Here is a 25,527-nt window from a genome sequence, read left to right as displayed (position 1 = left end):
AACAGTAAAATTGACCAAACAAGAAGAAGCTGAAGTCCTTAAGGTATACGACACTTGGTTGCACAGCTACCTTAACGGCGATGTAAAAACGTACGATTCCTATTTTGACGATGCCTTTCATTTTATAGGCTCAACGAACAATGAAGAGTTTTTGAACCGAAAAGAAACTACTGATTTCTTTGATGCAACCGCCGAACAGCTTTCCGGAAAGTCTGAACTGCGCAACGAAACCAAAATTGTGGAACAGTTTGGTGAATTGGTTTTTATCACACATCTGTTCGATGCATGGTTTAAGTATGGTAAAGATTGGTCATTTTATAGCCGTTTTCGTTTTACCAATGCCCTCAAGAAAAATAATGAGGGTTGGCGATTCATATATCAACATTATTCCACACCGGATAGTAAAGCGCAAGAAGGAGAAACCATTGGTTTTGATAAAATTACAGCAGAAAACCTACAACTACGCGAAGCCATACAACGCCGCACAAAAGAACTCGAAGAAAAAAATCGTGAGTTAGAAATAGAGGGGGCATTGCAAAGAATCCGTGCACAAGCGGTAGCGATGAAAGAATCTACAGACCTACTGGATATTGTGGTCACCATGCGTACCGAATTCACCAACCTAGGCCACGAAGCGCATTATTTCTGGCATATGATGTGGCTACCCGATACATACGAGAAGGCAATGACTTCTGGGGACGGAACCAAAATAGGTTTTGTAATGGAGTTACCCAGACACATCCATGGGGATATCCCATTTTTGGCCAAATGGGAAAAAAGTAAAAAAGCAACCGTTATCTATCCGATGAGTGCAGAGCAAGCCATTGCTTATGTAGATAAAATGGTTGCTTTGGGTGATTTTGAAAATATAGACCCCCAAGCACCAACGCATGACGACATAACGCATATTGGCGGGTTGACCTTTATTATGGCGAGAACCTCACATGGAGAAATTGGATATAGTCTGCCCGGCGTTGTTAAGACACCGCCAAAAGCTGATATGGAAATTTTAGTGAAATTCGCAGGTGCTTTTGATCTTGCCCATCGCAGATTCCTCGATTTACAGAAAACCGAAAAGCAAGCACGGGAAGTCCAAATAGAATTGGCTTTGGAAAAAGTACGAAGTCGCACAATGGCCATGAAACATAGTGACGAACTTCAGGAAGCATCATTTTTGCTCGATCAACAAGTTAGAGCACTAGGCATTAATACTTGGGGCTGTGCATTTAATATTTACGGAGAAAACGAATCTACAGAATGGTTTGGCAACGAAGCAGGTGTTCTTCCCACGTATAGCGTTCCAAGAACTGGAATATTTAAAGAATATTATGACAAGGGTCAAAAAGGAGAGACACTCTGGATTCAGGAGTTTTCTGGAGAAGCTTGCACCGCCCATTACGAAACGATGAGTGCGCTTCCTGTCATCGGAGATGTCCTTTTGCAGTTAAAAGAAACCAACAATGGTTTCCCGACCTATCAAATTGATCATGTAGTCTTCTTTAAATACGGCTATCTTTTGTTTATTACAAAGGAACATATTCCCGATGCCCATGAAATTTTTAAACGTTTTGCCAAAGTATTTGAACAGACCTATACCCGATTCCTAGACTTGCAAAAAGCGGAAGCACAGGCTAGGGAAGCTGAAATCCAACTAGCTCTGGAGCGGGTTCGGGCCAGAACAATGGCAATGCATAACAGTGATGAATTCAAAGACGTCATTCAGGTAATATTTGACCAATTTGTACAGTTGAATATACACATTGAGCATGCTGGATTTATTCTGGATTATAATAACAATAAGGATATGCATATTTGGCTGGCAGATCAGCATGCTGTATTTCCTGAGATAACCCTTCCCTATTTTGATTGTGCCCATTGGAACAGCTTTAACAAGGCCAAGAAAAAAGGGCAACGGTTTTTCGCCAACCAATTGGGTTTTGATGAGAAAAACAAATTCTATAATGATCTTTTTGAATTTATTCCAGACTTACCGGAAGACACCAAAAAAACATATTTAAAATTTGATGGTTTAGCTATATCTACCGTGTTACTGGAAAGTATTGGTTTATATATTGAGAATTTTTCGGGAATTCCTTTTACAGCAGAAGAAAACACTGCGCTGATGCGCTTCGGAAAGGTGTTTCAACAAACCTATACCCGTTTTATCGACCTTCAAAAAGCAGAAGCGCGGGCAAGAGAAGCTCAAATAGAAAACGCCTTAGAAAAAGTGCGTTCTCGAACGATGGCTATGCAAAAAAGTGAGGAATTGCCGCTTGCTGCGAACGATTTATTCCTTCAGGTTCAAGAATTGGGGATTCCTGCATGGAGCGCTGGCTATTGCATTTGGCAAAATGAAAAACACAACGCAAGTTGTAATATGAGCTCAGAGGGTGAAATCCAAAAGGGCTTTATTTTACCTAGTATTGGCGAAGGGTATGATTTTTATACACCACAGAAAAATGGTGAAACATTTCATGTAAAAGAATTGGGGGGTGAGGCTTTGGTAAAGCATTACGAATTTATGATGGAACTCCCTAATGTAGGTAGTATACTGAAGGAACTTAAGGATGCAGGATTAGAACTTCCTACATTTCAAATATTCCATATCTGTTATTTTAAATACGGCTATGTAATGTTTATTACTTATGAAGCTGTGCCGGATTCCCATGATATTTTCAAACGATTTGGAAAGGTGTTTGAACAAACCTATACGCGATTTCTTGATCTACAAAAAGCAGAAGCACAGGCCCGGGAAGCACAAATCGAGGCGGCTCTCGAAAGAATACGGAGCCGCTCAATGGGGATGCAAAAAAGTGAGGATTTGGCAGAAGTGGTTCGGCAGACCAAGAAAGAGATTATAGCGTTGGGAATTCAGGTGGACAATACTCAGATAGCCACTGACTTCACAAGCGATCCCTATGATGGATTGAATGATTGGATATCTGTTGAGGAAAAGCGGTATCTGGAGAAATTTCATATCCCATTTATAGAACATCCGGTGACTGCAAAATTTTATGAAACACTTCAGAATAATCGTGGTTACTTCAAGATGAAGTTTTCAAAGGCAGAAAAGAACGCCTATTTCAAATTGTTATTCGAACAATCCGACTTTAAGAACACTCCAGAGGAAAGACAGAATTATGTTTATAGCACACCCGGTTGGGTAGTTTGTGGTGTGATTTCAATAAAATCCTCGATGCAGTTTGCCCGATATAACCTCGAGATGTTTAGCCATGAGGAAGTAAATGTATTTAAGCGTTTTGGAAATGTTTTTGAGCAAGCCTACACCCGCTTCCTTGATCTTCAAAAAGCCGAAGCGCAGGCAAGGGAGGCACAGATTGAAGCTGCTCTTGAGAGAGTTAGGTCACGAGCAATGGCTATGCGGAACAGTGAGGACATCATGGAAGCAACAATGATTCTTTTTAAGGAAATAGAAAAATTAGAAATAAAGACAATGCGTTGCGGCATTCTCATCATCCACCAAAATAAAGTCATGGATGTTTGGACCACCTCGACAACCAAAAATGATAAAATCATTCAGGTTACTGGGCAAATAGATATGACAACACATCCATTGTTTAAGAAAGTTTATAACAGTTGGAAAGCCAAAGAAGTTTATGCAGGATATGAATTGAAAGGCCAGGACGCCGAGAATTATTATAAAGTTTTAACAAAAGAAGGCAATTACAAATTACCAAATTCAAGTGTTATCAAAGGAAAACACCATAACACCTGGTTTAATTTTAATGAGGGTGCATTATTTGTATTTACCAAAAATGAAATGTATCAGGAGACCCTAAAAATATTTCAGCGTTTTGCAAAAGTCTTTGGCCTTACCTATCAACGCTACAGGGAACTAATAGAGTTTGAAAAGAGGGAAAAAGAAGCCAAAAAACAAGCCTCGCTCGACCGGGTTCGAGGCGAAATTGCCAGTATGCGCACAACCGAAGATCTAGATAGAATTACCCCAATCATTTGGCAAGAGCTTACCAATCTCGGTGTTCCGTTTTTTAGGTGTGGCGTTTTTATCATGAATGAGGAAAAAGAGAATATTGAGGTCTATCTTTCTGATCCAAACGGTAAATCATTGGGCTTGATGAACCTTAATTATACAGCAAGTACGCTAACTAAAGATTCCGTAGCTGCTTGGCGCAAAAATTCAGTATTCAAAGCCCATTGGAGCAAAAAAGAATTTATCGATTGGACAAAATCACTTATGGACCTCGGGAAGATAAAGACAAAGAAAGGGTACCAAGGCGGCGATAATGCACCAGAATCGTTAGACCTTCACTTTGTTCCTTTTTCACAAGGTATGTTGTATGTTGGCAATTTAAAGCCTCTGACCGAAGACCAGATTCGGCTTGTAAAAAATCTTGCCGAATCATTTTCCATTGCTTACTCACGCTATGAAGACTTTGCAAAACTTGAAAAAGCCAAGAAAAGCATTGAATCTACCTTGACCGAACTGCAGACCACACAAGCACAACTCATCCAATCCGAAAAAATGGCAAGTCTGGGGGAATTGACAGCCGGCATTGCCCATGAAATTCAGAACCCGTTGAATTTTGTAAATAATTTCTCCGAGGTAAGCAAAGAACTCTTGGAGGAAATGCAGGAAGAAATAGAAAAGGGGGACTTTGAAGAAGTAAAGGCTATAATGGATGATGTCATCCAGAATCTCAAAAAAATCAACCACCACGGCAAACGTGCAGATGGTATTGTAAAAGGAATGCTACAACACAGCCGCAGCAGTAGCGGTACTAAAGAACCTACGGATATCAATGTTTTGGCAGATGAGTATTTACGCCTTGCCTACCATGGGCTACGGGCCAAGGACAAATCCTTCAACGCGGAATTGGTCACAGATTTTGATAACACCATTGGTAAGATAAACGTGATTCCCCAAGATATAGGAAGGGTAATTCTAAACCTGATCACCAATGGATTCCACGCTGCCAACGAACGTAAAAAAGAATCGGAAGGATCTTCGTTCATGCCCACCGTATCCGTCGGCACAAAAAAAGGGAAAGATACCATTGCAATTACCGTAACGGACAATGGCAAAGGAATTCCTAAAAGCATTATCGATAAAATATTCCAACCCTTCTTTACCACAAAACCAACCGGAGAAGGAACGGGGCTGGGCCTTAGTATGAGCTACGATATCGTGACCAAAGGCCACGGGGGAGAATTAAAAGTAAAAAGCAAGGAAGGCGAAGGAACAACATTTTATATTATCTTACCTATGACTAAACTACCATGAAAAAACTACTACCCATCACCTATCGCATTTTATGCATTAGCCTACTCTGCAACCTAGTGCTCATTTCCTGTCAAAAAACAGGAAAGTCTGAAACAGAAACCACTGTTGGCAATTATAAAGTGCCGGAGACCATTCCGCTACAATTTACGGAACCAGAACCTTTTGAATGGGAAGCCATAAGCTCCGATACTTTAACCGCGCCGGTGACCTATGATTTGAATTTGGATGCCCTGCCCAGTAAACCCTTTGAGCTGAATACGTTCAAACCCCTGAAAACCCCCATGAAAGAGTACGAGTTGGATTGGGACAGTTTTCCTACCGAACAGTTGAAATTTGATTCGGTTCCCTTTACGGTCACAACATCCCCCATAAAAAACCCTACCATTACAAAAATGAAACCTCCAGGCATCATGGAGGGCACAAATGCCAATCTTCTTCAACTCTCAACTAATGAGGGCTTAATTAATAATGATATTACCTCTTTTTTGGAAACAGACGATGGAGCTATTTGGATAGGGACTTCTGGATCATCCCTAATGCGGTATGACGGAGAAAATACATTTATATATGACTACAACGGAGTTTATGAAATGACGCTTGACCAACAAGGCAGACTTTGGCTGGCGAGACCAGGTCCTCGTTTGATTACCGTTTTAGATTTTGAGAATAAAATAGAACACACTATCATGCCTACAACAGGCGAAATTCAAGCGCCGGATATTCTATGTGATCATTCAGGAACTATATATATAACCTCTGTGCGAACTGGGGTTTACCGTATAGATCCAGAAATGAAAAATTTACAAAAGATGGCAAATGAAGGTAGTGATAGGTCTTGGAAGCTTTTTGAAGACAGTAATGACAATTTATGGTTAGGTTTTCGAAATAACTTTGCGGTTTTAAATAACAAAAGAAATGAGTTTAAAACAATTTCAGAAATTGCAAATCTGGAATTGAATTCTATAGTTTGGGATATTCATGAAGATCAATCGGGTGCTATTTGGGCCAGTCTACCTTTCCATACTAAGGACACAGCTTCACCTACATTACTGCGTCTCTCGCTTAATGAGCAAAAGGTACAGGTTTTGGATAAAGAAAATGGGTATGAAATTCTAGGAAGTTCTATACAAGAAGACGAACAAGGTAATGTTTGGATATTTGGTAAGGCCGAGGCTTTCGTACTCAATAAGAAAATGGAGTCTTCCAAAACAATTGACCTGAACAGTACACTACAAGCATCGCTTAGGATAACCAGACCATTAAAAAGAAAAGATGGCTCCCTTTGGATAGCTACTACAGATAAAGGGGTAGTTATCGCCAATGATTTCACCTTAAAAACAGAATATTTTGATGACACCAGAGGTTTAATTGACAGTCAAGTTTGGGAAATAGAGCAGGATTCCGAAGGGCAGCTATGGCTGGGTACAAACAATGGAATTAATATTATTGACATAAAAAATAATTCTATAAAAGCAATTAGTACCGGACAATTGAATAGTAGGCCTAATAATACTATCAATTTTATAAAAGAGATTTCTAAGGGTATTTACTTTTTAAACACAAGACCTGGTTTTTCTATTCTTGATCGACAAAAAAATACGATTACCCATTATGATACTTCTTTAGAACTTTTTGGAGCGGGTATTTCAGCTATAAATGAGCACACTTTTGCCATATACACAGATCAAGGTCTCTTTGTCTTTGATATTAAGGATTACACCTTAAAAAAAGTGGTGTCCAAAAATGACCCAGATATTCTAAAAGCGGGGAGCGGTTCTGTAATGGTTTATGACGAAGAAACACTTTGGATTCCTACTACCAATGGTTTGGCCAAGGTGAATTTGAAAACGAACAGCATTAATTATCTCAGAGAAGAACAAGGTCTTATTGATAACGACACAAACGCAGTCTTATTTTCAGAAGAAGGTGAATTATGGGTAGCCACATTAGAGGGAATGGCTGTCCTAAACCTGAAAGAAAATACCCTTACCAATTTAAAAGAAGAAAACGGGCTTATACCTGCGGACCTTTTTGATTTAGTAGAAAAAGGGAAATTCATGTATGCTGCTAGTTTAGATGGCCTTATCCCAATTGAAAAAGCGACTGTCAGAACAACTGACAAAGGTTTTTACACTTTTAATGGGGGGCTTGGTTTTAAGACGAACGACTATTTACAGGGATCACCCCAATTTTTAAAGAACGGTCAATTTTGGTCTGGTGTTGCAAATCCATCCAATGAATTTAAGCTTATGGTCCTTGATGCTGCTCCGATACCCGATACAACGGTTAGTAGTGTTCAAATTACCAACCTGTTCGTTATGGATGAAGAACCAGGTTTTGAGAAGCATAATAGTACGGACTCCTTAACGAACAACGCTTCCTCTTATGCCATTAAAACGCAAATGGAATGGGATTCTGTTAGTATGCCGTACGCTATTCCTGAAGGTCTTGTACTTCCGTACGATCAGAACAGTCTAAGCTTTAGCTATGGAAGCGGGGATGTATTTAATAGAGAGCAATTAACCTATCGATTTATTCTTGATGGCGCTGATGACGACTGGAACTATTCCGCTAACGAAACCAAAACCAAGAATTATTACAACTTGAAACCAGGAGATTATACGTTCAAGGTTTCCTCGAGGGGTTTCAATAATGAATGGTCGGTTCCAGATACGCTGGCCTTTAAAATTAGCCCCCCTTGGTGGCAAACTTGGTGGGCCTACCTCCTATTCGGTCTTATTTTTATAGGTGCAGTCTGGTCATTTGTTTCTTACCGCTCGCGCTGGTTGAAAAAAGAAAATCGGGTTCTAGAGGAACGCGTAAACCATCGTACATCTCAATTGAAAACTAAAATTGAGGAGCTAAAGGCGACCCAGTCCCAATTGATACAATCCGAAAAAATGGCTTCCCTTGGGGAGTTGACTGCGGGTATAGCCCATGAGATTCAGAATCCGTTGAACTTCGTAAATAATTTTTCAGAGGTAAATACCGAGCTTATTGATGAAATGCAAGAAGAACTAAAAAATGGAGATTATGAAGAGGTCATTGCCTTGTCCAAAGACATCAGGGACAACCAGCAAAAAATAAACCACCATGGTAAACGTGCAGATGCCATTGTAAAAGGAATGCTACAACATAGCCGTCTCAGCACCAATGAAAAAGAGCCTAGTAATATTAATGCTATAGCGGATGAGTACTTACGACTGGCCTATCATGGCCTACGTGCCAAGGACAAGTCTTTTAATGCTACGTTGAATACGGACTTTGACGAATCCATTGGCAAAATAAACATTGTTGCTCAGGATGTGGGCAGGGTTATTTTAAACCTTATTACCAATGCTTTTCATGCCGTTATTGAGAAAGACAATGTGGAAAAAGTCAAAGAAAACAACACATTTAAACCAACAGTTTGGGTGGCTACCAAAAGGATAGGTAAAACCGTACATGTGACGATCCGGGATAATGGAAACGGCGTTCCGGACAGGGTAAAGGATAAGATTTTTCAACCCTTCTTTACCACAAAACCCTCGGGCCAGGGCACCGGTCTAGGACTATCACTCAGCTATGACATTATTAAAACGCATGGTGGTGAGTTGTTGTTGGAAACCAAACAAGGCGAGGGCACAACATTCACTATTACCTTACCAGAGGTGTAAAGAACTAAATAAACAGAAAATTAAAACCAAACAAGCAACAGCACTTATGAAGATATTAGTAGTAGACGATGAACAAGATGTAAAAGTATTGTTCCAGCAGCGCTTTAGAAAAGAAATTAGAAAAGGAGAACTGAATTTTGTATTCGCATTTTCTGGAGAAGAAGCATTGGAAAAAATGGAATCTATGGATCAAGAAGCCGTGCTCATCCTTTCGGACATAAACATGCCGGGAATGAGCGGCCTGGAGCTCTTAAAAAAAATAAAAGAAAACTACGTCGCTCCCCCGCCAGTAGTAATGATGGTAACAGCCTATGGGGACGAAGAAAACAGAAATACCTCCAAAGCACTGGGAGCAGATGATTTTCTTACGAAACCTTTGGACTTTAACGAGCTAAAAACAAAACTTAAAGACATGGTATAATGGCGAAGATAATGGTAGTTGATGATGAGACCGATTTAGAGGTCCTTATTAAACAAAAGTTTAGAAAACAGATACGGCAAAAAGAATACGAATTCCTTTTCGCCATAAACGGTAGGGATGCTCTGGAAAAACTAGAAGAAGACCCAGAAGTTGATATCATACTAAGCGATATAAACATGCCGGAAATGGATGGCCTTTCCCTACTCTCCGAGCTACAGGAAAGTAGTCCGTTGATTAAATCCGTAATTGTTTCGGCCTATGGGGATATGCAAAATATACGTGTGGCCATGAACAGGGGCGCCTTTGATTTTATTACCAAGCCCATAAATTTTGAGGATTTGACCATTACCATGGAAAAGACCATAAAACAGGCGCAGCAGGTAAAAAATACATTAAAAGCCATCAAGGAAAATGACATCCTTAAAATGTATGTGGACGAAAACGTTCTTAATTTTATGGGAGGAAAGGAATATGAATCTAAAATCATGTCCAATGAAAACATAGAGGGTTCGGTCATTTTCATTGATGTCTGTGGTTTCACAAAAATTAGCGAAAACTCTAAACCGGATATTGTCGTAAAAATGCTCAACACCTATTTTGATACCATGGTCAAAGAAATTATGGAACAGAAGGGCCATATAGATAAATTTATCGGAGATGCCGTTATGGCGGTGTTTAGAGGCGAGTATCATTTGGATAGGGCAATTGACGCAGCTTTAGCTATAAGAAACCAGATAAACAAACTACCAAAAGAAGAAGGTGAAGGGAAATTTCAACCAAAAGTTTCCATTGGTATTAAAAGTGGGGAAATGATTTCGGGCAATATAGGTTCAGTAACCTTAAAACGACTCGATTATACTGTCATTGGTGATACGGTAAACACGGCTGCCAGATTACAGGACGCCGCTAAGGAAAATCAGATAATTATTTGTGAAAGCTGTTATGAGCAAGTGAAAGAAGCCTTTAAATGTGAAAATATGGGTAGCATCACCATGAAAAACAAAGCTCTGCCACTCACCATTTATAATGTTATTGAATAGTAGGGTATCAGGACGCGCATAGTATCATAATTTTTACGCTAAACAATGAACCCAATAATTAATTGAGAATAATGGAAAAGCCAGAAGATGAACAGATTTTAACCCTACAGAAAAAACTTATTGAACAGCTGGAGTCCAAAGGACATGCAGAGGAGTTGGTGGATCATTATTGGGGAAGTATAAACTACGTATTGGGACTTATACGCGCCTCGGAAGTAAAAGCCGGGTTAATACTAACCTTCTATGGTATTCTACTAAATTTCATCTTTCAACAAATTGAAATACTGATGGAAGGAGGACCCAGAGAAATATTAATATATATAATTTTGGGTCTCTGGTTTATATGTACGGCCACATCTATCTATTTTAGCATTCGTTGTTTTATGCCAAGATTGGAAGGGAATTATGACAAGAATGTCTTTTATTTTGGGGATGTTATTACCAAATTCGGTTCCATCAAGGAGTTCTCTAAAACCTTCTATAACATCAGCCTAAACGAGGAAGAATTATTTGACCAATTGGGACAGCAGATATTCATAATATCGAAGATTGCTGCCTTAAAGTTTAAATACGTCAACAGGTCTTTGCGCTTTTTGGCATTAAGTTTATTGATATTCTTGGTATTGTCCATTTGTTATGCCGTACTTACCATTACCGCATAACAAAGATTTACATTGCTTTGTAAGCCCTTAATACATTCTCTATTTTTCGTTCTTTCTCCGCATCGATATTTTGTCGTTCCGGTTTTTCATAAAACCATGCCAAGGTGCGTTTAATACCTTCCGAATAGGGAATAGTCGCTTTAAAACCGGGTACAAAGGTTTTAATTTTGGAATTATCAAAAAGTACGCTTTCCGCTTTGTCCGCCAATAAACTCCCCGTAAAGGAAGGTTCTATTTTACAGATAAAGTCCGACGCTATATGAATAATATTCGCTTCTTTTCCCAAGGCGGCTGCGGTAATTTTATAAATCATATTCCAACTCAAAACCTCATCGGAAGTAATATGGAATGCATGACCGATTGCCGTGGTCAAACCCAAAAGACCTACAAATCCCTTGGCAAAATCATCGGCATGAGTCACCGTCCATAGCGAGGTACCATCACCGTGCACAATGATTTCCTTACCTTTTAATATGCGGTCAATAACATTGTATTTATCAAAACCTCCTATGGCCAATGGCGTAACGGTATCATAGGTATGCGAAGGTCTTACAATCGTAATTGGGAAACCTTCTTCCCTATAGGCTTTCATCAACCGTTCCTCACATCGTATTTTGTTATCGGAATAGTCCCAAAGATTATTACATAGTGGGGTTGATTCGGTAATTACCGGATAGGTCAATGGGGTTTGGTAACAGGATGCGGAGCTTATAAAAATATATTGCTTTGTTTTTCCTTGGAACAGCTCTAGGTCGCGTTCAATATCTTCTGGGGTAAAGGCAATCCAATTGACCACCACATCCCAAGTATGTTGTTTGAGTTCGGTCAGTTCTTCGGGTTTGTTGATGTCGCCGGTGATGGACTGGGCCCCTTCGATTTCTACTTTGGCCTTACCTCGATTCAGGAGGTATAATTCCATTCCTTTCGCTACGGCCAATCTACTACTTGGCGTACTTATATTACCCGTTCCTCCTATAAACAATACTTTCATTTTTTCTTTAAGATTTATAACATTTAATGTTGCATTAATTATTCTACATGATCGTTCGCAATCAATTATCACTTCATGTCACCTCGAGCGCAGTCGAGAGGTTTTTTATTTATTTTATTTAGTCTTTGGTCTCGCATCTCGTCTGCGCTCGATTTGACCGCTCGACCTGACAATTCAATAGTTTAAAAATATAATTTACTGATATTCAAATGTTTGTTTTATTTCAAAGGACTATTTACTCGAAATGTCCCTATAGAACGTCAGCCCATTTTTAAAAGGGTCGTAAAACGCAAACTCCTTGGTTCCCCATGCCGTTTCCCTCAACAAGGTATGCGCATGATAGACATCCTTCTCCCCATATTCTTCATAAAGTCCCTCAATATTTTGAGTCACGATGCGCAACATCGGTCTATCGATTTCAAACTCCCATTCCTTTCGGTCGTGCCATTGTAAATGGATTTCTATATCGTCCCGAATGATTCCCGCATATTTGGGGTTTTTGGAATCGTCCGCAAAGGCAATGCGAAATCCCAGTCGGTTTACATAGAAGTCCAGCGCGTCCACTACGTCCCACACGGGAAGTACCGGATGTATCTGATGCAAATGAATTTTCTCCTTCATAGGATTAAGTTATAAAATCTTATTGAATATCTATAGTCAGTCTATTTACGCTGTCACCTCGAGCGCAGTCGAGAGGTTCTTTGGAATTAATGGACCTATAATTAGGTCTCGCATCTCGACTGCGCTCGATATGACTGCTCGACCTGACCGAAAGTTTTTACGGAATACATTTTACTTCGCACTTTATTGCCAATAACTTAAAACTTATACTTGGGAACTTAAAACTTTTACCCTTTAAATCCGTAAATTCATTGCTCAAACTAAATGAGAACCAACACATGAAAAATTACATCGGGGTAATCGCCCTTCTCCTCTGTTTAACCCCATTAACAGCACAAACAAAATCCAATCTGGAGCTCACGGATATTTTCGACTATGAATTTGTCTCGGACCCACAAATATCGCCAGATGGTTCTAAAATCATTTACGTTCGGAACTTCAAGGACATCATGACCGACAAAAACCTGTCCAACCTTTGGATGGTCAATTTTGACGGTTCCCAAAACCGACCCCTGACGACGGGAAACCATAACGATTACTACCCCAGATGGTCGCACGACGGAAAGAAAATCATTTTCAAATCCAACATGGCCGATGAAAAGATGAAACTGTACCTGATGTGGTTGGATACCAAGGAAACGGCTCCCTTGACCAATACACCCAAAGCGCCGGGTGCGGTTAGTTGGTCCAACGATGACCGCTATTTGGCCTTTACGATGTTCGTACCTAAAAAGGATGAGTCCATCATTAAAATGCCGGGAAAACCTGAGGGCGCCAAGTGGAATACCCCTCCGACCTATATCGATAAACTGAATTACCGAGGCGATGGCCAGGGCTACATCAAAGGAGGTAACGACCAACTCTTTACGCTTTCCATCAATGGCGGAACTCCCAAGCAATTGACTACGACGGAATTTGACCATGGAGCACCCGTTTGGTCACAGGACAATAAAAGCCTTTATTTTTCGGCCAATTTTAATCCCGATGAGGCTTTTGAGCCCGCCAATAGTGAAGTCTACAAATTAGACCTTAGTGATAATAGCGTGCAATCCCTGACCGAACGATATGGACCGGACGGTTCGCCCAAAGTTTCCCCCGATGGTAAAAAAATAGCCTATACCGGTTACGATGATACCTTACAAGGCTATCAGATTACGGAACTCTATGTGATGAATGCCGACGGAAGTGGTTCCCAATTGCTATCCGGTGGTTTTGACCGGGATATCGGTAATGTACAATGGGCCGATGATGGTAAGGGACTTTATTTTCAATATGATGAGGAAGGGGATTCCAAAATAGGGCATATCACCCTAGATGGTAAGGTGATCACCATTACCGACGGCCTTGGCGGACTTTCTTTGGGAAGACCTTACAATGCGGCCGACTTTACCGTTTCCAATAATGGTAAATTTGCCTATACCCTTGGGGGAACGGAACATCCGTCCGATTTGGCGGTAGCCGATAAAAAAGGAACCCAACGGCTTACCTTTTTAAACGACGACCTGTTTTCCTTCCGGAATTTGGGCAAGGTGGAGGAAATCTGGTGGAACTCGTCCTACGATGACCGAAAAATACAAGGGTGGGTCGTAACCCCGCCTAATTTTGACCCGAACAAAAAATATCCCTTTATCCTGGAAATCCATGGTGGACCGTTTTCAAGCTATGGTTCCGTCTACAGTGCGGAAATTCAGGCCTATGCCGCGGCAGGCTATGTGGTGCTTTATTCCAACCCACGTGGTAGTACCAGTTATGGTGCGGAGTTCGGAAACCTCATCCACCACGATTATCCCAACCATGATTACGAGGACCTCATGAGCGGTGTGGATGCCGTGATCGCTAAAGGCTATGTGGATACCGATAACCTGTTCGTGACCGGTGGTAGCGGTGGCGGCGTGTTGACCGCGTGGATCGTAGGCAAAACGGACCGCTTTAAGGCCGCCGTAGTGGCCAAGCCCGTCATCAACTGGACCAGCTTTGTACTCTATGCCGATGGAGCCGCCTTCTTTTCCAAATACTGGTTCGGGAAGAAACCTTGGGAGGATCCCGAAAACTACTTTAGACGTTCTCCACTGATGTATGTCGCCAATGTGACCACCCCAACCATGCTGTTGACAGGTGAGGAAGACTATAGAACCCCGATTGCCGAGTCCGAACAGTTTTACACGGCCTTAAAGCTGGAAGGTGTGGAAACCGCTATGGTACGTATACCTGGTTCGGGTCATGGCATCGCCAACAAACCCAGTAATCTGGTCGCCAAAATAGCGGCGGTATTGGCCTGGTTTGAAAAGCATAGGGATTAGACCTGATGAAAAGTACCCAATGAATTCATCATGGTCCTTAAGACTGGACGCGAGAACCCTATTTTGAAGAACTATTGAAATCATTAAAATTTATTTTACACGTTTCTCAAAACAAAAAAAGTAGTGTAGTATTATTTTTGGTGCTAACCTGTTTGCAGGGATCGCTATTTGCACAGTCCAGGTTGGACTCACTTTTTGATGTTTGGGAAGACAGCAACAAACCCGACACGATTCGAGCAATTGCCCTTGGTGATTATATACACGATGGACCTTTTAACAGCAACCCGGATAGTGCCATTGTACTTGCAGATAAATTATATGATTTCACAAAAAAAATCAACTACCCCAAAGGAACGGTAGATGCGCTTAACCTTAGAGGTTATTTGTTCTTTAGAACAGGAAACTATCCGCTAGCATTATCCTCATATCGTGAAGGGCTTTCTATTACGGAAGAAATCAACTATAAAATAGGCACAGCAGATATTCTATTGAGAACCGGTTTTATATATCATGACAATGAAGACGTTATAAATGCCTTAAAATATTATCAGCGGAGTCTGAAAATCTATCAGGAAATAAATGATTTAGACGGTATAGGATCCATTTATAATGAATTTGGCAGCATTTATAATGTAAAAGGTGATTTCGACAAGGCACTAGATTACTATTTAAAAAGTATCGCCATTAATAAGGAGCTGGATTTTGAAATAGGGAATTCAGCCCAATATATTAACATTGGCAGTCTATATCTATCCAATGAAGATTTTGAAAAGGCGTTAGAATATTTCCAAAAAGGATTGGCAATTGAAAGAAAAAAGAACGATAAATTGGGTATGGCCTCCGCACTTTCCGGGATTGGTAGTGTTTATTCAGGGCAGCAAAATTACACAGAGGCGTTGGATTATCTGGAGGAAGCTTTAGAAATCAGTCAGGGCATAAACGATGTCCAAGGCAGTGCTTCCATTATCTTGAGTATCAGTGATATCTACTTAAATCAAGAAAACTATTTGAAAGTCATACAGCTTTGCGAAAAGAGTTTGGCACTTTCTAAGCAAGTAGGGGATCTGGGGGGGCAGGAATACGCTTATGAATCTTTATATGAAGCCTACAGAGCTATTGGAAACACCAACAAGGCATTACAGTATCATGAAGAAATGATTCTAATATCCGATAGTATAAGGACCGAGGAAACTGCAATTAAGCTACAGCAAATAGAGTTCTCCAAACAAGTAATGGAAGATAGTCTTCTTCAAGTGGAAAAAGACTTAGAGGTGCAAATGAAGCACCAAAAAGAGGTTCAAAAAAAAGATAAAAATCGAAATTTGGCAATTGGGGTGGGCCTAATTTGTTTTTTACTTGCTATCGGCTTTTTTACCAGATGGCGCTATGTAAGAAAATCACGAGCAATTATCGAAAAAGAGAAAAATAGGTCTGAAAATTTATTGTTGAACATACTACCTGCAGAAATTGCTGAAGAGCTTAAAGAGAAAGGTGAAGCATCTGCCCGTGACTTTGAACTTGTTTCCATTTTATTTACTGATTTCAAAGGGTTTACGGAAAAATCAGCAGAGTTATCCGCTGCCGATCTAATTGGAGAAATAAACCATTGCTTTAAGGCATTTGATCTTATCTGTGAAAGGTATGGAGTAGAAAAAATAAAGACCATTGGTGATGCATATATGGCTGCAGGCGGGCTGCCTGTACCTTCTAAGGATTCTGTAATTAATACCGTTTTAGCGGCGTTGGAAATGCAATCCTATATGAGCCAAAGACTTAACGAAAAAGAATTCTCCGAAGGATTCACGTTCGAAATGCGTTTAGGCATTCATACAGGGCCCGTGGTTGCCGGAATTGTAGGTGTAAAAAAATTTCAATATGATATTTGGGGAGATACCGTAAACACAGCCTCTAGAATGGAGAGTAACGGTGCCGTAGGAAAAGTAAATATCTCACAAGACACTTATGAACTAATAAAAGACGATTCTAGATTGAAATTTATACACCGGGGTAAGATAAAGGCTAAGGGAAAAGGAGAAATTGACATGTGGTTCGTGGAAAAAGTTTAAAGAATTAATCGATAAAAATTTAATATGATGAAAAAAATGCTATTATCGACAACTGCACTCCTAATATGTACTTCCTTTTTTGCCCAAACTACTAATGAAAAATATGCGAAAGATGTTCAATCTATAGACGCCATCATATCGGCCTATTATGAAGTTGTTTCGGGGTCAAGCGAAGACCCTTGGCAGTTTGAAAGAGACAAGTTTATTCATTCTGAAAATGCAATCATTACAAGACTGGACAAAAATGGTGCAGCGGAATCACATGTTTTAGAAGTGGAATATGTTCCTTTGGCATTAGGACCTAAGGAAGGTTTTTATGAAAAAGAACTTAAAAGAACGGTTAGTCACTTTGGAAATCTTGCCCAAGTTTGGAGTGCCTTTGAAATAAGAACAAGCCCTGATTTGGCTTCAAATATAAAAGGCCTAAACAGCATTCAACTTCACTATGAAAATGGTCGATGGTTTATTGACAGTTGGACTTGTGAAATGGAGTCTTCCAAAAACAGTTTGGTTGCCGATTTTCTGAAATACTAAAACCTAATTCGTTATGGGAGAATTGAAAATCAACGATTACTAGCTACCTTAAGAAAAAAATAGCTTTTGACTGGATTTGATATCGTAATGGTGATTGCCATCATCCTTTTCGCAAGATTAGGGGTTAGACTGGTTGCGGGATACATTAAAATGAAGAAGGATAAAAAAGAGGATGACACAAACACCTAGATATCCCGATAAAAGGTCTGGACGTTCTTAAAAGGATTATAGAAAGCAAATTCCTTGGTGCTCCAGGCCGTTTACCGAAGTAAGGTGCCTCTCACATCCTTTTCGGAAAGCTCCTCATAAAGAGCCCCGATGTTTTGTGTTACGATTCTGAGCATTGGCCCATCTATTTCTAGCTCCCATCCTTTGACGTCGTACCATTGTAGGTGTATTTCAACATCCTCCCTGAGGATTCCGGCATAATCTGATGCAAGTAACCTTTTGGTTCCATACCTTAAAAGTAATCGTTAATCACTACATTGTAATTTGAAAATCAATTTTAAGAACATGAAATCAACAGCTGCTATTTTAATTTTCTACATGGCCACGCTAACGTTTTACGGTCAAGAAGTTACGGTGATGACGTATAACATCAAGTACGACAATGTAAACGATACCGTGAACAACTGGAACTTTAGAAAGGAGGCCATGGTACAATTGATCCAGCACTATGGCCCCCAATTTGTGGGCATGCAGGAAGTGGTACACAACCAATTGGAATATTTAGACGAGCACCTGCCGGACTTCGCCTATATTGGCGTTGGCCGGGACGATGGCAAACAAAAGGGCGAGTACTCCCCTATTCTCTATAATACAAATGCCTTTGAGCTGATCAAGGCCAACACCTTTTGGCTCTCTCCCACACCGGAAAAGGTTTCCAAGGGCTGGGATGCGGCCTTGGAGCGTATCTGTACCTATGGACGGTTTAAGGACATCCAAAGCGGGAAGGAACTGTATGTATTCAACACCCATTTTGACCATGTAGGAGAAACCGCCCGGGCCAACTCCGTACGGCTGATCTTACATAAGATACAGGAAATAAATACCGAAAACCTGCCTGTGGTGTTGACTGGGGATCTTAACCTGGAACCGGATTCCGAACCTATACAATTGATGCAACGGGTGCTAACAGACGGACAAACCGCCACCCAAGCACCTTTTTATGGCCCTACGGGCACTTTTAACGGCTTTGACCCGAGTATGATCCTGGACCGGCGTATCGACTATATTTTTGTGAAGAATTTGGAGGTGCAACGCTATCTCCATATTGATGACCGTATGGAAAACAACAAACATATCTCGGATCATTTACCGGTGTTGGCAGAGTTGGGGATGGAATGAATGGGCCTTGACTGAACGGTTAATGTAAAATGAGTTTTAATGCATTTTTACATAGTGTTAGCGATTGTCGGCTTCTTTTCTAAAGTTACGCTAAACAGTTCTTCTTTCTTATTTCTTCCTTTCAGTTCTATCTCTCCTTTAGAGCTATATTGATAGTTAGAATGGGGTAATAATTCTTTAATTGCACCTGAGATCAGTAAGTCAGATTTTAATTCCTTACATAGACTTTGGATTCTAGCGGTCGTATTTAAGACATCCCCCGTAAATACGATTTCCTTTTTTAAAGCTCCAATTTCTCCAATAGTGACTTCACCGAAATGAATCCCTGCTCTGAATCCAATTTCAAAGCCAAATTCATGAAATAAAACTTCTTTTTGTTCATCGAGATGATCGCGTATGTCAAAGAAGCATTTGATGCAGCTTGTCTGGTTAATCTCCTTGCTAGGGTTCCATGAAATCACGATTTCATCTCCTATGTACTGGTAGACTTCACCGAATGAATTGATGATAGGGTCTGACATAATATTGTAATAGGTGTCCAGTAATTTGAAGTATTTTACGTGGCCTAGATCTTCGGCTACAGTAGTCGAAGATTTCATGTCTAGGAACATGAAAATCCGCTTTTCAATTTTGGGTTGGTGGTATTTCCCGGAAAAAAAATTTAAAAGCACCTGATGTCCTAAGTTTTCACTTATAGCTGAATATATCAAACCAACCATAAGCTTTACAGATAATTGAATTAAGGTGATAAGGAAAGAGATACTTATTAGGAATCTACCCAATTTTTGCCAAGAATCAACTTCTAGCAAACTTATGCCTGTTTCGAGCGAAGATGCCACAGGATAGAAGAGGATTATAATGATAATAAATAAGGAAAGGTAGATTAAGAATTTGTAAAAAAACTTGGCCCTCAGTGATCGGTTTGAGAATCTCTTTTCTAAATAAACCACTTCTAAAACCCCTATAATAAGTCCAGCCAAGACATTCGCCAGGCTAGCAAAAATAAGCACTGGGATGGTGTAGGAAATACCAGTATCTGAATTGAGGTTTTGTTCATGTGTTACATCGAACACTGTTATATCAATTAGCCATCCAATCAATAACCAGATAATTGCGAAGGGAATAATCCTTGAAATGTTTCTTTTCGCTTTTGGAGTTATTTTCATGTTAAGTTGACAATGTTAGGTTTTATGTAAGGAATGATGATTTATTATCGCTAACAAGTGTATAAATGTACCTGGGTACGTTTATTTGTATTTTAGGGGAAGTGCTTTAAAAATCCTACAAAAAAATGGTTTGGGCAAGGAAAAGAGGAAATATGTGGGTTTGCCTTTAAGAAAGGTGGTTTCGACTCCCCTTCGACTTTAGTTTATCTTGAGCTTAGCCGAAAGGCTCAGGGCAGGCTGCTCATTTACCGCAATTAGGCACCATTAAGATACGTTTTTAAGCACGTACACGGTACCTTAACATCAGGTAACGCAATAGCTATAGAGATTCAGAATAAGGCGATAACAGGGCTCGTACTAATAGCCAATATTGTGTTTTCGTTATTTTTTCAATTTTAAAAGTTCTTCTTCAATTCCATAAATCACGCTATCCACTGCCTTAACAGTTTCTATTTCTTCATCAATTATTTTACCTCTATTGTAGAGTGCTAACTGCAAAGCCTTCATAAGCTCATTATCATTTAAAAACTTATCGTAATTAGCTATTCTTAATTTGTAAATAGCTATAGAGTCAGAATGTACAAACCCATATTTTGTGGGTTGACTATAATCCGCAATCAAATATTTGAATAGAAAAGGCTGAATAAGCTTTGACATATTAATTTCAGCTTGTCTCATCCCAAGTTCATCATCCAACCGTTTTAAATTCAATTGAAATAAATTGGTTATGGCAATACGTAAACTGTCATTGGATAAGGTATTTAATCCAATGTTCTTTAAATTTTCAAAAGCACTTGTTTTAGGAATAATTTGAAATTCAGCACTGGAAGTTGTCAAAGACTCATACATTGTTTGAGAATTTGATTTCTTATCATAGATATCAGTTATAAGCTGCTGACTTGATTTGAATATTTCTCTATGTTCAGAAATTGTTTCGTTTATATCATTTCTAGTTTGTAGTAAATCACTTTTTAGTTCTGTGTAAATCTGTGCTTCTAGTTTTTTTACTTTTCGATTTTCATTCCAATTATTGATCTGTAGCGCAATTAAGATTCCAATGACTACAAGGACAATTTCTCCAATCGCGTATTTAAAATACTTTTCTGTTTTACCCTCGGAAAGTAGGTTTTGTCTAATTTGTCTGAAGAATTTAATCATATTTCAGGTTTCTTTTTCTTCCGCAAGCGGCTATCTCAACCAAATGTCCACCGGACATTTGATTTTGCTTTGCAAAATTTAGTTTCGATAATCTAAAGAATTTTATCATTGGTTATTGGTTGGTTATAATGAAGCACTACCACTGTTGTACTTTCGTTATTTTTTAATTTCACCTTCAATTATTTCGAGCATATTTATTATCCTCATACGCAAAGTCTGTGACTGCATGTTTGTAATTTGATGATGTGTAATTACTTGGCTAATGATACCTTCTAATTCAACATCTTCAAGAGCCTTTTTCAAATCCAAGCTTTTTTTTGTTGGCTTTATGGTGAATTTATTGTTTGATTCTTTGTCTAATGCCTCAGTTGGCGAATATCCATCTTTCCACAAGTTATTATTCACATTCCTTGAAACTCCCAATCTGAGATAACAAGGCAATAGAATCTCTGTCCTAAATTTTTGATACTCTAATTCAAGTTCTTGCACTTGAAATACTTCAGAGGACCAATTAGATAAAAATCTCACCAAGGCATCATTATTTATTAAGCGAAGATTTTCTGAACCAACGATATCATTTTTAATGGGGTCAAAAGTCGGGTCTCTGAATAATATCCACAATGATTGATAGACCCCATCTTCATTAATTGAATTAGGATTATCTATTTGACCTAGCAAATTGTTGCAAGCTTCAAGTGCCTCATTTCGCATTAGTATTTTTTCGTCTAGTTGATTCAGATTACTTTGATATTCACTTTTTAATTGTTTTAGAATTAATTGCTCCTTGGCTAATTCTTTCTGTTTCTCATTCCAATTGTTGATGCTCAAAGCAATAAGAATTCCAATTACTACAAGAATTATTTCTCCAATGGCATATTTTAAATATTTTCCGGTTTTACCCTCGGAAAGTAGGTTTTGTCTTATTTGTCTTAAGAACTTAATCATATTTCAGGTTTCTTTTTCTTCCGCAAGCGGCTATCAACCAAATGTCCACAGGACATTTGATTTTGCTTTGCAAAATTTAGTTTCGATAGTCTAAAGAATTTTATCATTGGTTATTGGTTGGTGCCTAGTGCTAGTGCTGCTTAGCGATTACCGTTCTACATTCTTTGGTTAGCACCTAGCGTTTTAGTTTTCATTTATCGTAACAAAGAGTTGGGATTTTATTTTCCACACCCCGGACTTTTTGGTCCACATGGCGGAATAATTACCATTGACTATGGGTTCATCGCTCTTTTCAGGATCATATCCATTCCATATTCCACGTTCCCAAGCCATCCTTCTCTCTGTGTTCACTATAATTTCAAATGCATCTCGAATCCAGTACATTTTGCTTTTTCCACCTTCTTTTATATAGCGTGCCAAGGCTTCCTTACCACATAATAAAGTTCCATTCCCTGTTGTGGTAAGTACATCTTCGGTTAAATAGGAAAGTACGGCATCGTTGTCGTATGTTTTAAGTGCCGTATTGGATGCATTTCTAGCGGCCCTAATTTGTTCTTTTTCCGTTTGGGAATAGAGTCTCGAAGAAAGCATTAGCATACACACTACGAGTAAAGCGACAATTCTTGTTCCGTTCATCTGTGTTCCTGTTTTAAGATTACTTAATGACACTTAATTCAAGTTTAAAAATCGTGCGGCGTTATCATAGAAAATACCCTCTTTATCCTTTTCGGTAAGGAACTCAAGGCTGTTTAGGAAATTGATTGATTTTTCAATGGCATAAGGCCACACCATTTGGTCCGACCCGAACATCACCCTGTCCAAATAACCCGCATGTTTTGCATTCTTTAAAAATTCAGTAACCGTGCGCTGGGTATTGGGCTCCACCCAAAGCATAACCGCTATATCTGTATATAACTGGGGGTAGTAGGCCATGAGCCGCAAAGCATGTTCATGCCACTCTTCCCCACCGTTGTGCATCAAATACATTCTCAGCTTGGGATATTTTACCAAAACATCTTCAATTAAATACGGATCACCCATTTTGAGCCTTGCTTTTGGGGACCAGGAATAGGTACCGCCAGGGTCGCCCCCACCTGTATGTACAGCAACGGGAATATCGTACTTTTCACAAATACGCAAATAAGGCTGCCAAATTGGATCGCTTAGGGTTGTACCGCCATAATACGCACCAATTTCTCCAAAAACTTCAATTTCCTTATCCTTTACCATTTGCTCGAACTTGAGACTGTCCAAGCCATAATCATCGGGCGAAAAAATTAAAATCCCCTTGATTACCCGATCGTTGTCATCCTTTGCGGCCCATTCATCCACACTTTGGGGATTACCACTCACCACAGCTTTTACAATATTCCATTTTTTGAATGCCTCGAACGTCTCAACACGATGTTCTTCTGCATTTGCAGCACCTTTTTCGCCATAATGATCACTTGTGGGCTCACGTTCACCAAAATCGGATTCGGAATAGGAATGAATGTGCATGTCAATAATTCTGGTCTGTGAGAATGCGAGTGAAAACTGTACTAAGGAAGCCAATACTATAAAAATGGGCCTTTTCATGATGGTTGGTCTATTTTGTTACCGAACAATTAAATATGCGCATACGTACGCCAGTATCTTTTTGAGAGTAAGTTCCTTAAAACTCCCACAAAAAATTGGTTCGGGCAAGAGAAAGTGAAAATATGTGGGTTTGCTTTCCAGAGATTTGGATACGACTCCGCTTCGACTTCACTTCGACTCCACTCAGTGACCACGCTTAGGGCAGACTACTCAGGCACCTGATGCCAAGCGTCAAAAAGAGTCCTATACTGAGTTTAGTAGAATCCATTTTTAATGCGATTATACATTTTTGGCATTAGTTTTATCTATTCACTCATATACATTTGGATTATGTTTCTCCATATAAAATTCAGGATTAGGTAATTCCTTAAACCCAAATTTTTCATAAAGCCATTCAGCAGTATCAGTCAATAAAATCCAGCGTCTTAATCCTTGAAGATTAGGGTGTTCCATTATTTCATTTATGAGCCATTTACTTAATCCCTTTCCTCTATGTTCCTTTAGGACATAAACATCTCCTAAATATGCAATAGTTGAATAGTCCGAAATTATTCTAGCAAAGCCAATTTGTTTGTTTTGGTAATAAAGCCCAAAATTCAAAGAGTTTTCAATTGATGTTTTCAGAGTATGTATTGGAATTCCGTTAGCCCAATCAGTTTCGTTTGCAAGGAATTTGTGAATGCTCAAAATATCTAATTTATCCTTGTCAGTTGAAATGGTATATTCATTTCTATAAGCTTCTCTAGTTTCCAATTCAATTTTCTTTAGTAGTGCCAACAATTAAAATATGTATGATTGTACATATATGACTTTTAGGGGAAGTAATTTAAAAATCTTACAAAAAATTGGTCTGGGCAAGAAAAAGGAGAAATATGTGGGTTCGGTTTAGGTTACCTTGGTGAAGTCTACAAATTTAAAGGCCAAAAGTATAGCTGATTTTATTTTATAAGAGGTTTTCCCCATCTACGAAGAAAAATCCATATTCAAGGTAATAATAAAAAGCAAAATTCCCAATGGATTAAATCCGGTAGGCTCCTCCACTACTGCCTTTTCCAGAAATAGAATGGATGTAGATAGTTTTTCTTCGGTAAACAATTGGTTATTCGCCAGGTTACTTCCCCAATGGATTCCAATTGCGAAAAAAATAGTCCCGGACTTCAATAGTGCATTGGCAAATACAAAGTGCCCGATAACTATGGAAATGGAATAAAACAAAGCTCCAAATAGGCCAATGTTAAAAATGTTATGCATGGCTACAAAAACGATAACCGCCACCAGGTTTGCTATTCTCAAATTGTAGATGGATATCAGTTTTTTGTATCCGTAACTTCTACAAATAAATTCCTGTACTGCCGCCGTTGGCAAAATCCAATATAGCTGTTTTAGGAGGTCTAAATAATTAATATTTTGATGAAGAATTATGTTATCGCCCGTTAGGAAACATTTTAAATAGTATCCAAGAAGCACGGCAAGAACGCCCAATACAAGTCCTATGGGTAAATATTTTAGATTGTGCCCTTTTAAATTGAAGCCTAATTCATCAAGGTTCTTGTTCTCCGTTTTATATAAAATCCAATTGGCCAATACGACCAATATCAGTCCAACAAAGGGGAAAACTTCTTTCGTCCCGCTAGGCAGCGGTAGGTAATCCACTAAAAATAGCGCAATGAGGGTCAGTACCACAAAACGAACCAGACGGCTAGCATTGGGATGGATTTTTAATAGATTCATGGTCTCTTTTGGTTATATGCACTACAATTGATTATATGCACTTATATA

At 39.3% G+C, this 25,527-nt stretch carries 18 protein-coding genes; 9 read left to right on the top strand and 9 right to left on the bottom strand.

Going from position 1 to position 25,527, the window contains the following annotated elements; genetic code table 11:
- The first annotated feature begins 10 nt into the window (after positions 1-10).
- The 5 genes from PP182_RS11920 (at position 11) to PP182_RS11900 (ending at position 11,042) form a co-directional block, all read left to right on the top strand.
- On the top strand, positions 11-5,263 hold the full coding sequence (locus PP182_RS11920) for an ATP-binding protein (protein ID WP_272651478.1): 5,253 nt from the start codon (positions 11-13) through the stop codon (positions 5,261-5,263).
- Positions 5,260-8,919, top strand: a complete 3,660-nt coding sequence (locus PP182_RS11915; RefSeq protein WP_272651477.1) for a sensor histidine kinase — start codon at positions 5,260-5,262, stop codon at positions 8,917-8,919. Before PP182_RS11920 ends, PP182_RS11915 begins: the two co-directional genes overlap by 4 nt.
- 46 nt (positions 8,920-8,965) lie before the next feature.
- A complete protein-coding gene (locus PP182_RS11910; RefSeq protein ID WP_272651476.1) occupies positions 8,966-9,340 on the top strand; it encodes a response regulator in 375 nt (124 codons plus the stop codon).
- Positions 9,340-10,380 carry an adenylate/guanylate cyclase domain-containing protein gene (locus PP182_RS11905; protein WP_272651475.1) on the top strand — a complete coding sequence of 347 codons (1,041 nt, stop codon included), beginning with the start codon at positions 9,340-9,342 and terminating at the stop codon, positions 10,378-10,380. Before PP182_RS11910 ends, PP182_RS11905 begins: the two co-directional genes overlap by 1 nt.
- Before the next feature lie 71 nt (positions 10,381-10,451).
- Complete coding sequence (locus PP182_RS11900) at positions 10,452-11,042, top strand: Pycsar system effector family protein (protein ID WP_272651474.1); 591 nt, start codon at positions 10,452-10,454, stop codon at positions 11,040-11,042.
- Between the two features lie 7 nt (positions 11,043-11,049).
- On the opposite strand, the gene PP182_RS11895 is transcribed toward PP182_RS11900, so the two are convergent.
- On the bottom strand, positions 11,050-12,033 hold the full coding sequence (locus PP182_RS11895; RefSeq protein WP_272651473.1) for an SDR family oxidoreductase: 984 nt from the start codon (positions 12,031-12,033) through the stop codon (positions 11,050-11,052).
- A 231-nt stretch (positions 12,034-12,264) separates the two neighbouring features.
- On the bottom strand, positions 12,265-12,654 hold the full coding sequence (locus PP182_RS11890) for a glyoxalase superfamily protein (protein WP_272651472.1): 390 nt from the start codon (positions 12,652-12,654) through the stop codon (positions 12,265-12,267).
- A gap of 278 nt (positions 12,655-12,932) precedes the next feature.
- Here PP182_RS11890 and PP182_RS11885 point away from each other — a divergent pair, with 278 nt between their 5' ends.
- From PP182_RS11885 to PP182_RS11870, 4 genes are all read left to right on the top strand, one after another.
- On the top strand, positions 12,933-14,954 hold the full coding sequence (locus tag PP182_RS11885; protein ID WP_272651471.1) for a S9 family peptidase: 2,022 nt from the start codon (positions 12,933-12,935) through the stop codon (positions 14,952-14,954).
- Positions 14,955-15,028: 74 nt separating this feature from the next.
- The gene (locus tag PP182_RS11880) at positions 15,029-17,020 is read left to right on the top strand and encodes an adenylate/guanylate cyclase domain-containing protein (RefSeq protein ID WP_272651470.1); all 1,992 of its coding nucleotides are present in this window, start codon (positions 15,029-15,031) and stop codon (positions 17,018-17,020) included.
- A gap of 24 nt (positions 17,021-17,044) precedes the next feature.
- Complete coding sequence (locus tag PP182_RS11875; RefSeq protein WP_272651469.1) at positions 17,045-17,554, top strand: hypothetical protein; 510 nt, start codon at positions 17,045-17,047, stop codon at positions 17,552-17,554.
- A 513-nt stretch (positions 17,555-18,067) separates the two neighbouring features.
- Positions 18,068-18,901 carry an endonuclease/exonuclease/phosphatase family protein gene (locus PP182_RS11870; RefSeq protein WP_272651468.1) on the top strand — a complete coding sequence of 278 codons (834 nt, stop codon included), beginning with the start codon at positions 18,068-18,070 and terminating at the stop codon, positions 18,899-18,901.
- A gap of 47 nt (positions 18,902-18,948) precedes the next feature.
- Here the strand turns inward: PP182_RS11870 and PP182_RS11865 are convergent, their stop codons facing one another.
- The 7 genes from PP182_RS11865 to PP182_RS11835 form a co-directional block, all read right to left on the bottom strand.
- Positions 18,949-20,067: an adenylate/guanylate cyclase domain-containing protein gene (locus tag PP182_RS11865; RefSeq protein ID WP_272651467.1), complete on the bottom strand. Its 1,119-nt coding sequence runs from the start codon at positions 20,065-20,067 to the stop codon at positions 18,949-18,951.
- A 381-nt stretch (positions 20,068-20,448) separates the two neighbouring features.
- A complete protein-coding gene (locus PP182_RS11860) occupies positions 20,449-21,225 on the bottom strand; it encodes a DUF6090 family protein (protein WP_272651466.1) in 777 nt (258 codons plus the stop codon).
- Positions 21,226-21,381: 156 nt separating this feature from the next.
- A complete protein-coding gene (locus PP182_RS11855) occupies positions 21,382-22,170 on the bottom strand; it encodes a DUF6090 family protein (protein WP_272651465.1) in 789 nt (262 codons plus the stop codon).
- A 183-nt stretch (positions 22,171-22,353) separates the two neighbouring features.
- A complete protein-coding gene (locus PP182_RS11850; RefSeq protein ID WP_272651464.1) occupies positions 22,354-22,806 on the bottom strand; it encodes a YybH family protein in 453 nt (150 codons plus the stop codon).
- 33 nt (positions 22,807-22,839) lie between these two features.
- Positions 22,840-23,748, bottom strand: coding sequence for an amidohydrolase family protein (locus PP182_RS11845; RefSeq protein ID WP_272651463.1), 909 nt, complete (start codon positions 23,746-23,748; stop codon positions 22,840-22,842).
- Positions 23,749-24,057: 309 nt separating this feature from the next.
- The gene (locus tag PP182_RS11840) at positions 24,058-24,501 is read right to left on the bottom strand and encodes a GNAT family N-acetyltransferase (protein ID WP_272651462.1); all 444 of its coding nucleotides are present in this window, start codon (positions 24,499-24,501) and stop codon (positions 24,058-24,060) included.
- A gap of 210 nt (positions 24,502-24,711) precedes the next feature.
- On the bottom strand, positions 24,712-25,479 hold the full coding sequence (locus PP182_RS11835; protein WP_272651461.1) for a CPBP family intramembrane glutamic endopeptidase: 768 nt from the start codon (positions 25,477-25,479) through the stop codon (positions 24,712-24,714).
- Positions 25,480-25,527: the final 48 nt, after the last annotated feature.

Origin of the sequence: Maribacter sp. PR1 (genome assembly GCF_028464145.1) — a bacterium.
Taxonomy (GTDB): domain Bacteria; phylum Bacteroidota; class Bacteroidia; order Flavobacteriales; family Flavobacteriaceae; genus Maribacter.
Note: the sequence above shows the minus strand (reverse complement) of the source record. Positions and strands in the feature narration are given on the sequence as shown.